Origin of the sequence: Confluentibacter lentus (assembly GCF_002806995.1) — a bacterium.
Lineage (GTDB): Bacteria > Bacteroidota > Bacteroidia > Flavobacteriales > Flavobacteriaceae > Confluentibacter > Confluentibacter lentus.
On sequence record NZ_NIHE01000003.1, the window covers coordinates 25,757 to 40,236 of the forward strand.

Genomic DNA, 14,480 nt, shown 5'->3' on the forward strand with positions numbered 1-14,480 from the left:
TTAAAAATTTGCTAAATCAAATCGTAATTTAAGGGATTCTTGAATATCGTGAAGCGGTTTAAAACAACGTTTCAATTTTAGCTTTTCTTCTTTAGTCAACGCTTCTAAGTCTATCAATTTTCCAGAATCGTTGTGAAGAATACCTTGTTTCGTTTTGAATTTTAAAAGGGCTTTAAAGGCATAGGCACATGATTCATAAAGTTCTTTATTGTTGGGTTCCAATTCCGCCATTTTTTCAAAACGCTCATAGGTATTATTAACGCCTCGTACTTGTTTGCTTAAAATAAGTAAACGGGCGGCGTCTATTAATGGCATCAACGCCCGGTATTTTATATTAAACAAGTCTTTTTGTTCACCATCTTGTTCCACTAAAAACTGCTTGAAGAATCCTAGGGGTGACGGATTTTTAAGGGCATCTCTTCCTAAAAATCTAAAGAACACAGCTGTTTTACTAAGTGTGTCGTAAATACTATCCGTTAATTCATTGGCAAGTTTTTGGTTTCCATAAATATGACTGAAATCAAAAAAAATGGATGATAACAGTATGGCTTTTTCATCTGTATTTAGAATCCAATCCTTAAATTGGGTTTTCCATTCGGAAATGGATTTGCACCATGCAGGATTGCTTGCCATCATGTCGGCTTCACAATATTCAAATCCGACTTTGTTTAAGGATTTGCTGACTAGTTTTGATAATTCTAAAAAATAATTTTGTGTCTCTTCGTATTTATCTGCTGGAACATCTTCAAAAACCAAGGCATTATCTTGGTCAGAAAACAATAATTGCTCTTTTCTGCCTTGACTTCCCAAAGCCAACCATGAAAAGGTGACTGGTGATGGCGTAGGCATTTTTTCCAGAGCAATTTCTATGGCCTTCATGGTTACTGCATCATTTATTTGGGAAATGATGTTGATGATGTGCGTTAACGGAATATTTTGGTCCAAGTAACTTACCAACAAACCATTCGCTTTTCTTCTGGCAGCTCTTAGTGTTTTGGTTCTACTAGCGCGCTTTATTTCTTTAAGAATGGCAGTGGGGTTGTTTCCTAAGGCAGCAATCACATCATGGTTTGTTAAAACACCTACAAGTTTGGAATTAGGTGTGCCGTCTTCTGTGATGCATAAATGCCCAATATTGTATTTTATCATTTTCAATTGGGCATCAGCAACGGTTAAATCTTTTTTATCTGAAATAACTGGGGAAGACATGATATTGGTGACAACGGTTGAGATAGGAAATAATCCCGTAGCAATTTTATTTTTTATATCACTGCTTGTAATGATACCTATTGGATATTTTTTATCGTCCACAACAATCATACAGCCAATTTTGAATTCACTCATTTTTATGGCAGCCTCTTTTAGTGTCGCATTTTCTTTACAACAAACAGGGTTTTTAGTATAATTAGCCGTTTGAAAATTTGCAATGTCTTGCGACGTATTTGGCAAATAATCTACAAATATTTTAGTATTTTCTTCGGCTGTGTAAGGGTCGTAGGCATTTGACGCAAACGACGTGATTAAATATTTATGAACCTTGACGTTGTTTTTTGTCACCGATTGAAAAATATCTATAGGTATGGCATATACAATAGATTCTTCATTAGCAATGGCGGTAAGTTTATAGTTTTCCTTGGTTATTAAAGGTCGGACACCAAAAATATCTCCTGCATCATTAATGTTAACCATGTGCTTATTATTATCGGTATCGTGATGGTATAAGCTTACCCCACCATTCCTCACAATATAGAAATAGTCATGGTAATGTTCGTCTTTGGCATACAGCACATCGCCTTTTTCCAAATAAATAATATTAACGTCCGTGGCAATTTCAAGAAGGTGTTTTTCCTTTAAAAGATTAAAAGGAGGAAAGCCTTTTAAAAAATCGCTGATACGTTCTGCAATGGAATTTTTCATCTATTAATTAACTTCAATAATAAACAAAAGAGATGTTTATATCATTTTAAAATCCAATAATAAATCACCTTCAATAGCTGCCTGTAAGTGGTCGCCTTTAAAAGTGGAGCCAGCACCAATGGCTGGTGTTCCTGTAAAAATAAGATCGCCAGGCATTAAGGTCATGTATGAAGATACAAAAGCAATAATTTCACTAAAATTATAAATCATGAAACTAGTGTTTCCAACTTGTTTTTGTTCACCATTGATGAGTAAATCAAAGTTTATGTTATTTAAATCCGGAAAATCTGAAATTGATTTAAATGCGGACACAGGAGACGCCCCATCAAAACCTTTCGCCAACGCCCAAGGACCCTTGTCGTTTCTGCTTAAGGTTAGCACATCTTTAGCTGTAAAATCAATACCTACACCAATGTCTGATATATAGGAATCGGCATCTTTCAGAGCGATATTTTTACCTTGTTTCCCGATTTTAGCAACCAACTCAACTTCATAAATCAATTCTTTAGTAATGGCTGGAAATTCAACATGTTTGTTGCCTGTTACTAACGTGGTATCTGCTTTCAAAAATATAGTTTGAAAGCCAGTTTTTAATGCATTTATTTCTGCTTTATCGCTCACATAATTTTTACCAATACCTATAATTTTCATGATTAAATTTTTAATATATATGATTTGTTTTTGAATCATTAAAAGTAATAAATTAGCAAAGTAAAAGTCTATTCTTTTTTTGATTTATTTAAAAGAATTAGCGATATTTATTTACTGGTTTAATTTTCAAAAATTTATAAAAATCATGGCAAAATCACTAGATGCTAAGAAAAATGTTAAAAAAGAACCACTTTTAACACCAAAGGAAAAGAAAGCTGCGAAAATTGCTAAAAAAGCTAAGCGCACTTAGTTTTTGTTTCTTTTTAATGTACAGAAAAGCACTCTTTTATGAGTGTTTTTTTGTTTTCAAAAAATATTTTTTGATAGGGATAAGTTCTATTTGTTATTTTCGTTAAAATTAAAATCCGACTTAATAATGAAAAGTTTACTTCAAACCATATCTTTTTTATTAGTTTTTTTTATTGGCCATGCTCAAAATATTAAGCCAGAAGGGAAATTAATTGTAAAAAATCCTTTGATAACTAAATTGATTCCAGAGAACCCTCAGATAGAGATACTGGGAGAGGGTTTTAATTGGTCTGAAGGGCCATGTTGGATTCCCAGTGAGAATAAATTTGTGTTTTCTGACGTGAAAGAAAATACCATTTTTGAATGGACAGAGGAGGGTGGAATTAAACCTTATTTAAAGCCATCAGGATATACTGGAGAAAAAGAAAGAGGAGGCGAAATGGGTTCTAACGGATTAATAATCAATCAGAATGGTGAATTAGTTATATGCCAGCACGGCGATAGAAGAATTGCCAAGATGAATGCCGATGTTTCAAATCCGAAACCAGATTTTGTAACGCTTAGCAATGGTTTTGATGGAAAAAAATTCAATAGTCCGAATGATTTAGTATATGCTAAAAATGGGGACTTGTTTTTTACGGATCCGCCATATGGACTAGAACGAAATAATCCAAATGTTGTTAAAGAGATGGATTATCAAGGTGTTTATAAAATTGATAAAAGCGGACAGACGATTTTATTGACTAAAGAGATCTCTTTTCCAAATGGTATAGCCATTTCTGTTGATGGTAAAAAATTGTATGTTTCTAATTCCGATTTCACAAAACCTTTATGGATGGTTTATGATTTAACTGCGGATAATACCATTGAAAACGGAAAAGTTTTTTGTACCGCTGAAGGCTATGATAGGCAAAAAATGCAAGGAGGACCCGATGGGATGGCGGTTCATAAATCAGGATGGCTGTTTGCTTCAGGCCCAGGTGGTATTTGGATTATTACAGAAGAAGGAGAGCATTTAGGAATTATTTATACGGGTGAATATACCTCAAATTGTACCTTTAATGAAGATTATTCATATCTCTACATGACGGCAAATCATAAAGTGCTTAGAATGAAATTAAAGTAGCATTTAAAATAATTTAAAATAAAGGGTTAAATAGTATCAATACCTAATTATTTTAACAAAAAAATGCATTTTGTCGTTTATTTATGTGTTTTTGTCGTTTATTTAAGTATTTTGACGTATGTTTGATACGTTGTCCACAAATCTAACCAATACATAACTATGCCTAAATTCAAAATTCTGATAAGTCTTGCGGTTTTTTCTTTAATATTTATCGCTTTTAAATCAATCTCCAATTCTGAACCCAATAATTTAACTTCAATAGCTGAGCTAGAAGGGACTCGTTTACTAGAAGGGACTCGTTTAGTTGACCACGATGAGTTGGAGTTATATAAATGGCGTCAACAGGAATTAAAAATGGCTTTGGAATCTTATTTCAGCAAAGCCATTGCTTCTGGTACCATTGTTGGGGCTGGGGTAAGTATTGTCAAGGGAGATTCTATTGTAATTTCAGATGGTTTTGGTAAAAGAAATATCAATTTAAATAAGGTTGTTGATGCAGAAACCGTTTTCAGATTGGGATCTATATCTAAAGGATTTGCCGGGATTTTATCTGCTAGTTTAAATAGTGAAGGCACATTGCATTGGGAAGATAAGGTTAGTGATTTTATACCAGAATTTCAGTTAGGCGATGCAACAAATACAGAAAAGGTCACATTAGCAACTATATTATCACAATCGTCTGGTATTCCCCAGCATGCATATACCAATATTTTGGAAACTGGATTGCCATTAAAAGATATTGCCAAGCGATTTAAAAGTATTGTGCCTATAAGTAAACCGGGTGTAACATACAGTTACCAGAACGCTATGTTTGCACTTTGCGGAGATATGATGCATAAAGCAACGGGGCAAACTATAAACACATTATTAAAGGAGAAGATTTTTACACCGCTAGACATGCAAAATACATCAACAGATAATGAAACCTTTAGTCATAACGAAAATATTGCGACACCACATTCCCAAGTTAGTCATAGTTTTAGAGCCTTAAAGCTTAATACTAAGTATTATAATGCTGTTGCGGCTGGGGGTGTTAATGCCAGTGCCATAGATATGGCAAAATGGATGCGATTTTTACTAGGTCACAATCCAGAAATAATGGATAAATCTGTTTTTCAGCAAGCTTTTGTGCCTTCTGTTGAAATTAAAGAACAAAACACATATTACCAAAAATGGCCAGGTCATGTAGCATCTTTTTATGGTTATGGATGGAGGATTCACAAATATATTGATGCTACCAATAAAGAGGAAAAAACGATTTGGCATCATGGCGGAACGGTTAACAATTACCGAAATGAAATTGCTCTTTTCCCTGAAGACGATTTAGGGATTTGCGTGCTTTTAAATAGTAATTCTAAACTTGCAAAAACCGTTATTCCAGACTTGCAAAAAATTGTGAACGACATCTATAAATCAAACACATTAAAATTAGCTGCGAACGCCACTGAAGAAAAAGCAGAAACCGTTTTTATGAAATAATGTTTTAGTTTGTTGTAAATTTTTAGAACAATTTATATAATTAACCATTATTTTAAAGTCGCGATATAGTCCTTAATACTCATAAAGTATAGTATCAAAAGAATTGGTTATGTTCAGTTGTACCTGATTGCCACTGACTTTTAGATTAGAAATATCAAAAGTCAATTCTTTTGTAATATAGGCGTAACATAATTCTTCATTTTTTAATGATAATCTTAAGTTTCTTTGTGCCGGAAGCGATTCTGAGATGTCCTCGGAATCAATCAGAATGATTTCCCAACTATTACCGTTACATCCGCCCGCACTAAAATTGATTTTCAAACAATCGCCGTTTATTTCTAAACTATTAATAGCTACAAGGTCTGAAGGAGCATTTTGGTAGGCTTCTGAGCTGATTAGTGTTGTAAATTTACAGTCTATTGAATTATCGTCCTCATCTTTATTGCAACCTAAAAGGGCAAGAGATAATACAATTATCATTAAAATTCTGTAGTTCATATATTGTTTTTTTTAATTAGATGTAAGATTTTATAATTGGTTGCGTCAACAAGTTAGAATTACTATGGTGTTTTTAATAGTAAAATGATTTCTTAATCAATAAAATTAAGATATGATTGATTGTAAAGTTTGGTTATTTTAGCAGACTATTCCAACCTATAAACATAATGCATGCAACATCATAAAACCACCCAAAAATCTAAAACCAAAGGAAAAGTAACTCTAGTAACCGCATTTAAAACCATTATTTGGCCACGACGAAATCTGGTGTTTATCGGTTTAATTCTTATTGTATTAAGCAGATTGGCCAGTTTGGTATTGCCATGGAAAAGTAAGGCTTTGTTGGATGATGTGATTCCCAATAAGGATTATGTAGAACTCCGTAATTTATTAATCATCGTAGGATTGGCAATTTTAATGCAGTCGGTAACGTCTTTTTTATTGACGAAAATTCTAAGCGTACAAGCACAATATCTAATATCGGAATTACGTGCTCAAGTACAAAAAAAAGTATTGTCATTACCCATCAGTTTTTTTGATAACACAAAATCAGGTGCTTTGGTTTCTCGCATTATGAGTGATGTTGAAGGTGTTCGTAATTTAATAGGTACGGGCTTGGTACAAATGGTGGGTGGCACAATAACGGCTGTCATTTCATTGATTTTATTAATACGAATTAGTCCATCGATGACCTTATTTGTGTTGGTTCCAGTAGCTGTTTTTGGTATCATCGCCCTGAAAGCTTTTGGTTATATAAGACCGATTTTTAGAACTCGTGGAAAAATAAATGCCGAAGTGACGGGTAGATTGACTGAAACTTTAGCGGGCGTTCGTGTTATTAAAGCGTTTAATGCCGAAGAACAAGAAAACAAAACCTTCGAATTGGGAGTAGATAGATTGTTTCAGAACGTAAAAAAGAGTTTAACGGCCACGGCTTTTATGACGAGTTCATCCACTTTTTTGCTCGGAATTGCTTCTACAGGAATTATGGGTATTGGTGGATACAAAATCATGGTTGGAGAATTAACCATTGGTGATTTTTTATCGTTTACCCTCTTGCTTGGATTTATGATTGCGCCCATTGTACAGATGAGCAATATTGGAAGTCAGCTTACGGAAGCTTTTGCAGGTTTAGACAGAACCGAAGAGCTTATGAATATGACTGCCGAAGAAGATAACGAACAAAGAACCATCACATTAGATAACCTAAAAGGAGACATTGAGTTTAAGGACGTTTCTTTTTCTTATGAAGCAGGTAAGGAAGTGTTGCATAATATAAACTTTAAAGCTCCAGCGGGTTCCGTGACGGCTTTGGTAGGGAGTTCGGGTTCTGGAAAATCAACAATTGCTGGATTATCGGCTACCTTTTTAACACCTAAGTCGGGAGTGGTGTCTATCGATAATCAAGATTTATCAAAAGTAAAATTAAGCAGTTACCGTCAATATTTAGGGGTGGTACTTCAGGATGAATTTTTATTTGAAGGTACCATCCGGGAAAATATATTATTCCCAAGACCAGATGCCAGTGAAGCAGATTTACAAAATGCTGTAAAGGCAGCTTATGTTAACGAATTCACAGATAGATTTGATTACGGTTTAGATACGTTAATAGGCGAGCGAGGCGTGAAACTTTCTGGTGGACAACGTCAGCGTTTAGCTATTGCCAGAGCTATTTTGGCGAACCCAAAAATTATCATTTTAGATGAAGCAACGTCTAATTTAGATACCGAAAGTGAAGGCTTGATTCAGAAAAGTTTATCGGAATTAATGAAAGATAGAACCACCATCGTGATTGCACATAGATTAAGTACCATTAGAAAAGCAGACCAAATTTTGGTTATTGAAGCAGGCAAAATCGCAGAGCGTGGTACCCATGACGAGTTGATTGCCTTGCAAGGGCGTTATTATGATTTATATACCTATCAAGCTAAAATTTAATTAGTTATGAAAGTATCAGATTTACAACCACAAGAGTTTAGTCCAAATAATGGTAGATACATAAGCATACTTCCTAAAGATTTGGAACTTATTAAAAGTTTTAGAGACGATTTTGATGCTATTTTGGACTTATTCCAATCCATGCCAACCGAAAAACTGGATTTCAGATATGCAGAAGGAAAGTGGAATCTTAAAGAGGTTTTTCAGCACATCATTGATACCGAACGTATTTTTATTTACCGTTGTTTCAGAATATCTAGGCACGATAAAACGCCGTTGCCAGGATTTGAGCAGGATGATTATGTATTGCCTTCACAAGCAGATAAAAAAAGTCTTGAAAATTTGATTGAGGAGTTTAAAGCCGTCAGACAACATTCCATAGTATTATTAAAAAGTTTAAACGACACCGATTTAAAATTCATAGGCATTGTCAATGGAAATCCTATTTCCGCAAGGGCAGTAGCTTTCAATATTATTGGGCATAATTTGTGGCATGTTAACATCATCAAAGAGCGTTATTTATAAATGTCAATGAAAATAGAACCCCTTTTAAAGTACATTGATAAGTATGTTTCCTTAACCCAAGAGGAAATGGATGTTCTTGTTTCCAAAGTTATTTACAGGAAATATTTAAAAGGTCAGTATTTGGTTCAACAGGGTGATGTCTGCAAATATTCTTGTTTTGTTATTTCTGGCTGTACCAAAACATTTTACATGGATGATGAAGGTCAAGAACATATCATGATGTTTTCTGTAGAAGATTGGTGGACCTCAGATATGAGCAGTTTTATTAATCAAACGCCAGCCGATTTCAATATTCAATTCTTGGAAAACACCGAATTGATTATGATCCCTCGTGATATTATTGAAGAGTTGTATGAACGTATTCCAAAATTGGAGCGTTTATTTAGAAAAATCATTGAAAAAGCGTTTATAGCATCCCAAAAACGAATCGTTAGAAATTTAAGTATGACGGCCAAGGATAGATATATTTATTTTAGAAACCAATATCCTTTAATAGAGCAACGTATTCCTCAATATATGGTGGCTTCATATTTAGGCATCACTAAAGAGTTTTTAAGTAAAATAAAAAGCCAACTACTTACTTAAGAGTAAAAATGTTAAACTAAGTTAACAAAATTTAATAAAATAGATTATTTTCTATATTCGTACGTTATTAGAACTTTGCATTGTAAAATTAGCATAGTTTTTGATAAGTATTTTGCAATTAAAAACAATACAAACAAATATCATTAAAACCAAAAAACAACAAAACAATACAAACATGAAAAAAACGATTAAAAATTTGGCAATTGTAGCTTTAGTAGCTTTTACAACATTATCTTTTGTAGCTCTTACTGCTGAAAAAAAACCGATTAAAACAGACCAAAGTAAATTAGTTTGGAAAGGTTATAAAGTTACAGGATCTCATGATGGAACCATTAACATTAAATCGGGTTCATTAACTTTTGAAGGCGATAAACTTACAGGCGGGGAGTTTGTGGTAGATATGCCTTCTTTAATTAGTTTGGATGCTCAAGGCGGTATGAAAGACCGTTTGGAAGGTCATTTAAAGAATGATGATTTCTTTGGTGTTGATAAATATCCAACATCTACATTGGTGTTTAAAAAGGTAGAAGCTGCTGGAAAAAATAGATATACTGTAACTGGCGATTTAACAATTAAAGGTATTACGAAATCTAATACATTCACCATTTCTATTTACGGAAACAAGGCGACTGCAAACTTAAAAGTTGACAGAACCTTGTACGATATTAAATTTAGATCTGGAAGTTACTTTGATAATTTACAAGACAATCTTATTTATGATGAATTTGATTTAGTAGCAGATTTACAGTTCTAAATCCAAAAATACTTCAATACAAAGAAAAAAAGCGTTCAGAAATGAGCGCTTTTTTTGCTTTAAAATACATGCCAAAAAATAATTATGAATCTATGTACACACATACATTTATAAAAACGGATTAAAGTTTTAAAAGCTATCTTTACACCTTACTAAATATAAAAAGTTAAATGTCATTTAAAAAATTAATAGAACCTCTCCAGGAAGCAATAAAACATAAAGGTTTTACAGGCATGTTACCATTGCAACAATTAATACTCTCAAAAATAAAGGGAGGGGCTAATTTGTTTGTTATAGCACCTCAAGGAAGTGGAAAAACAACAAGTTTGATTATGAGCGTTATCAATAAACTAAATGGAGAAGCTTTTGAAGATGCCCCTCGAGCATTGATTTTTGTAAAAGATAAACAAGCGGCATTAAATCTGGAAGCTGAGTTTAAAGAGTATACGAAAGGAACCGATTTGCGAATCTATTGTGCTTATGAAGAACATAATATAGAATTACAACGTGAAGAGCTTTATTTGGGTACAGACATTGTTATAGCAACGCCCAAAAGGTTGAACAGAATATTCTATTTAAATGGTGTTAATTTGAATAAATTACAGCTATGCATTGTTGAAGATGCTGAGTTTTTATTTAGAAACAACCATTTTGCGGAAGTTACAAGAACACCAGAAAGCATATCCAAATGCCAATATCTTATTTTCTCAATCAAATTCGATGATCGTTTTGAGCGTTGGCAAGATTCTTTTATGTATAATTCCCAAATTATAAAGTATCCAGATTTGTCTAGCTAATCTTCTTTGCAAACTTGAGAGAAGACTTTGATAATTCTCTAAACTGTTGTATTAAAAAAAAAAATTATTGAAAACCTAAAACGGTTGTTGTTAAAAGTATTTTATAAAAATTCAATAGGTATAAATCCTTATATCTAAATGTCCTACAATCCTTATTAAATAATATAATTAAAACGATATGTCCTTTATGGCAATAAAAGTCTTTAAAGTATCATGACATATACCATGGGCAATTTTTTCCAATCCAACAATTGTTTCAAGCTCAATTTGGAATTTATAATATAGAGTAAGAAAAAAATCATAATGCACAAAAAAAATAGAAAATATTGCGATATCCATTAAAAACACAATTCGGAATATGTGTCAAAAAAAAACTTTAAATTTTTTTTTAAAGAAAAAAAATTGTAAGTTCGATAAATCAAATGGTTATAAAAATTTCAAAAAAATAAGGAATGGTTAAAAAATTACTCTAAAAAAGCCCCTGAATTAATTAAAGATTAAGGGTTTTTTTATCAAAAAAATAGGGCTCAAAAGTAAACGTAAAGTTTTTTTTAATACATAATAATATCCAAGTTATTTTAAATCTTTTTTACCTATTTATTATAAAATCAGTATCAATAAAATTAACAGTCTTGTTATATAAGTTTTATGTATTGATTTTAACCTTTTCCTTTTTTTAGCAAATTCTAATTATCATTTAATATCAACTATTTATTAACTAAATTTTTATTAACTAATTTAAAAACAATTAAATCAATGGAGAGTAAATTTACAATTTATTGTAGTCCGAGGCGATTGATGCGAAACGCAATCATGCTTCGAACAATTATGTTTAGTGTTATGATGCTTGGCGTATTTGGTTTTGCACAAGCGCAAACAGTTACTGGAAAAGTAACAGATGCTAACGGAGTGCCACTATTAGGTGTAAACGTTTTATTAAAAAACACGAGCACTGGTACTGTAACAGATTTTGATGGTCAATACCAACTACAAATTGGAGGACAAAGTAATGCAACTTTAACATTTTCATATATTGGTTATGAAACCAAGGATGTGGCTGTTGCAGGTAAAACAGTTATTAACGTAACGCTTGCTGAAAGCGCATCTGCTTTAGATGAGGTTGTGGTAACAGCACTAGGTATTAAGAAAGAAGCCAAAAAGTTGTCTTATTCAGTTGAAACTGTTCAAGTAGAGGATCTTCAAGCAAACAGAACCAATAATATTGGTTCTAGTATGATAGGTAAGGTTGCTGGTTTGGATATTTCACCACCATCTTCTGGTGCTGGTTCAAGTACAAAAATCCGTTTACGTGGTCAGGTTTCGTTCAATGGAGGAACCAACTCACCACTTATTGTCATCAATGGTCTTCCAATGGATCAAGGAAACCGTGGTGCCAGTGGGGGTAACACTCGTGACCGTGGTGACAACATGACGAATTTTAACCCAGATGATATTGAGAGCATGACTGTATTGAAAGGAGCTACTGCGGCAGCGCTTTATGGCTCTAGAGCTCAGGCTGGTGCGATTATCATTACAACTAAATCTGGTGCTAAAAATCAAGGTATTGGCGTAGAGTTAAGTTCGAGCTTTACTGCAAATACGGTTTTGGATTTTACAAATTTCCAAACAGAGTATGGTATAGGAGTTAATGGTGTTAGACCTGCAACTCAAGGACAAGCGCAAGGTCAAGGCCAGTTTTCATGGGGAGAAAGGCATGATGGTGTACCAAGTGTTCAATTTGATGGTGTTTTAAGACCTTATTCAGCTTTAGGAGCAAATAGAATTAAAGAATTTTATAGAACTGGAAATGCCATGACTAATTCCATTGCCTTATCTGGTGGTGGTGAAAAGGGAAGCTTTAGAGCATCATTTGCACATACTGAGTCAGAAGGTATAGATCCTATAAATACCTACCTTAGAAAAATAGTTAATTTAGGATTAAATCAAAATATTACTGATAAGCTTAGTTTGTCTTTAAATATCAACTATACACACGAGAATAATAACAACCCGCCGCAAGTGGGACAACAAGGGCAAGGTGCTCCTAACTTCTTATATAGAATGTCTCAAACCATTCCAACAAGTGCTTTTAGGGATAGTAATTATGACCCTGTTACCACTACAGAAAGACAAACTTCTGGGTTTCAAGGAACATTAATTAATCCATATTACTTATATGACCGAATCTTTTTTCTTGATACCAGAGATCGTTTATTAGGAACAGCAACTTTAAGGTATGAGTTTAATGATTGGTTGTATGCACAAGGGAGGATTAATTATGACCATTCAACTACTTTTAATGAGAGAAATAATCCAACAGGTGTTGGTACTAGTACGCCTCTTAATAATGCTCAAACAGGATTTGCAGGGTCTTATAATGTAGAGAATGGCACTGGAACCGATTTAAATGCCGATTTCTTATTAGGTGTAAACAAAGAATTTGATGATTTTTCAGTAGATGTGAGTGTGGGTGGTAACATTTTTAAAGTAAAGGATAAAAATGTGGGTGCTGGTGCAACAGATTTTATTATTAGAGACCTGTACTCTATTGGGAATGGGGTAGCCAACACACAATTTTTTAATTTTGGTAGAAGCCAAGTGAATTCCTTATATGCCTATGCGGATTTAGGTTATAAAGACATTTTGTTTTTAAGTGCAACTGGTAGAAACGATTGGTATTCTGTATTAAATCCAGACCTTAATAGCTATTTTTATCCATCTGTAGGTGGTAGCTTTATTTTCTCGGAATTATTGGATTCCAGTTGGTTGACCTATGGTAAGTTAAGAGCTTCTTATGCAGACGTAGGTTCCGTGAATGGTGTTACAGGACCGTTTAGTGGTGTATTAAATTATAGTATTAACAACAATGCTTTCGATGGGCAAAAAGTAGGTGGTGTTGCTGGTAATGGATCTCCAAATCCAAACCTTAAGCCTTTTAGTGTATCTGAAAAGGAAATTGGTGTGGAATTAAGAATGTTTAAAAGCAGGGTAAACTTAGATGTTGCTCTTTATGAAAAAACAACTACTGACCAAATTTTGTCAGTTGACATTTCACCATCAACTGGCTATACATCAACTCCGCAAAACTTAGCATCGCTGCAAAATCGTGGAGTGGAGATGTTATTGGACGTAACAGCAGTACAGACAGATAATTTTACCTGGAATAGTACGTTTAATGCTGCTTTTAATGAAAGTGAGGTATTAAAACTATCTCCAGTATCCGATCAATTTTTAGTTGCTGAATACGGTGGTAACGAGTTTTTAGGAAGGTTATACTATCAAGTAGGTATGCCATTAAACCAATTAGCTGCTAGAACGTATTTAAGAGATGCTCAAGGACGTATTCAAGTTAATGCCAATGGAAGAGTTCTTGCCACACCTCCTAGTGACTATAGATATTTTGGTAGTGCACTTCCAACATGGACAGGTGGTTGGACTAACACTTTTAAGTATAAAAACTTAAGTCTTTTAATTCATACGGATTTTAAAGCTGGTGGTAAAGTAATATCTTCAACAGCTTTAAATGGTCTAAGACAAGGTTTCACACAAGCCTCTTTAGTAGGTCGTGATGGTTCAGTGCCAATTCCAGATGCGGTTATTCAAGGTACTGATACACCGGCAATAGCCCCTACAGGTGGTATTGGTGGTCTAGCAGGTTATTATGCGGATTTTAGGAATAACCAAATTGGTGATCCGTTCATCTTTAAATCGGATTTTATCAAATTAAGGACTATTGCATTAACGTATGATATGAGTGGTATTTTAAGAGATCAAAATAGCTTTATAAAAGGACTTACATTATCAGCAGCTTGCCGCAACGTAGCCATTCTTTATAAAGATATACCAGATTTAGATCCTGAGGCTTTTGCGTCTTCTCAAGATTCAAGGGTAGGTTACGAACAAACCACATTGCCTACCACTCGAGACTTTACTTTTACCGTAAATGTTAAATTTTAAAAAA

The 14,480-nt window shown here is 33.6% G+C and carries 11 protein-coding genes; 8 read left to right on the plus strand and 3 right to left on the minus strand.

Annotated features, from left to right (window positions below; all coding sequences use genetic code 11):
- The gene (locus CDH50_RS06970) at window positions 1-1,917 is read right to left on the minus strand and encodes a DUF294 nucleotidyltransferase-like domain-containing protein (RefSeq protein WP_100611307.1); all 1,917 of its coding nucleotides are present in this window, start codon (window positions 1,915-1,917) and stop codon (window positions 1-3) included.
- A 36-nt stretch (window positions 1,918-1,953) separates the two neighbouring features.
- Complete coding sequence (locus CDH50_RS06975) at window positions 1,954-2,568, minus strand: fumarylacetoacetate hydrolase family protein (protein WP_100611685.1); 615 nt, start codon at window positions 2,566-2,568, stop codon at window positions 1,954-1,956.
- Window positions 2,569-2,944: 376 nt separating this feature from the next.
- Between CDH50_RS06975 and CDH50_RS06980 the strand changes: the two genes are divergently transcribed.
- Window positions 2,945-3,943 (plus strand): SMP-30/gluconolactonase/LRE family protein, encoded by a 999-nt coding sequence (locus CDH50_RS06980; RefSeq protein ID WP_100611308.1) that lies wholly within the window; start codon window positions 2,945-2,947, stop codon window positions 3,941-3,943.
- 159 nt (window positions 3,944-4,102) lie between these two features.
- The gene (locus tag CDH50_RS06985) at window positions 4,103-5,422 is read left to right on the plus strand and encodes a serine hydrolase domain-containing protein (RefSeq protein WP_100611309.1); all 1,320 of its coding nucleotides are present in this window, start codon (window positions 4,103-4,105) and stop codon (window positions 5,420-5,422) included.
- A 72-nt stretch (window positions 5,423-5,494) separates the two neighbouring features.
- Here the strand turns inward: CDH50_RS06985 and CDH50_RS06990 are convergent, their stop codons facing one another.
- Window positions 5,495-5,920, minus strand: coding sequence for a hypothetical protein (locus CDH50_RS06990; RefSeq protein WP_157804946.1), 426 nt, complete (start codon window positions 5,918-5,920; stop codon window positions 5,495-5,497).
- A 171-nt stretch (window positions 5,921-6,091) separates the two neighbouring features.
- Here CDH50_RS06990 and CDH50_RS06995 point away from each other — a divergent pair, with 171 nt between their 5' ends.
- The 6 genes from CDH50_RS06995 (at window position 6,092) to CDH50_RS07020 (ending at window position 14,476) form a co-directional block, all read left to right on the plus strand.
- Window positions 6,092-7,858 carry an ABC transporter ATP-binding protein gene (locus CDH50_RS06995; RefSeq protein WP_100611311.1) on the plus strand — a complete coding sequence of 589 codons (1,767 nt, stop codon included), beginning with the start codon at window positions 6,092-6,094 and terminating at the stop codon, window positions 7,856-7,858.
- Between the two features lie 6 nt (window positions 7,859-7,864).
- Entirely contained in the window at window positions 7,865-8,383 is a 519-nt protein-coding gene (locus CDH50_RS07000; protein ID WP_100611312.1) for a DinB family protein, read from the plus strand.
- 6 nt (window positions 8,384-8,389) lie between these two features.
- Complete coding sequence (locus CDH50_RS07005) at window positions 8,390-8,968, plus strand: Crp/Fnr family transcriptional regulator (RefSeq protein WP_100611687.1); 579 nt, start codon at window positions 8,390-8,392, stop codon at window positions 8,966-8,968.
- 175 nt (window positions 8,969-9,143) lie between these two features.
- Window positions 9,144-9,722, plus strand: a complete 579-nt coding sequence (locus tag CDH50_RS07010) for a YceI family protein (protein ID WP_100611689.1) — start codon at window positions 9,144-9,146, stop codon at window positions 9,720-9,722.
- A 170-nt stretch (window positions 9,723-9,892) separates the two neighbouring features.
- A complete protein-coding gene (locus tag CDH50_RS07015; protein ID WP_100611313.1) occupies window positions 9,893-10,519 on the plus strand; it encodes a DEAD/DEAH box helicase in 627 nt (208 codons plus the stop codon).
- Window positions 10,520-11,332: 813 nt separating this feature from the next.
- On the plus strand, window positions 11,333-14,476 hold the full coding sequence (locus CDH50_RS07020; RefSeq protein WP_157804947.1) for a SusC/RagA family TonB-linked outer membrane protein: 3,144 nt from the start codon (window positions 11,333-11,335) through the stop codon (window positions 14,474-14,476).
- Window positions 14,477-14,480: the final 4 nt, after the last annotated feature.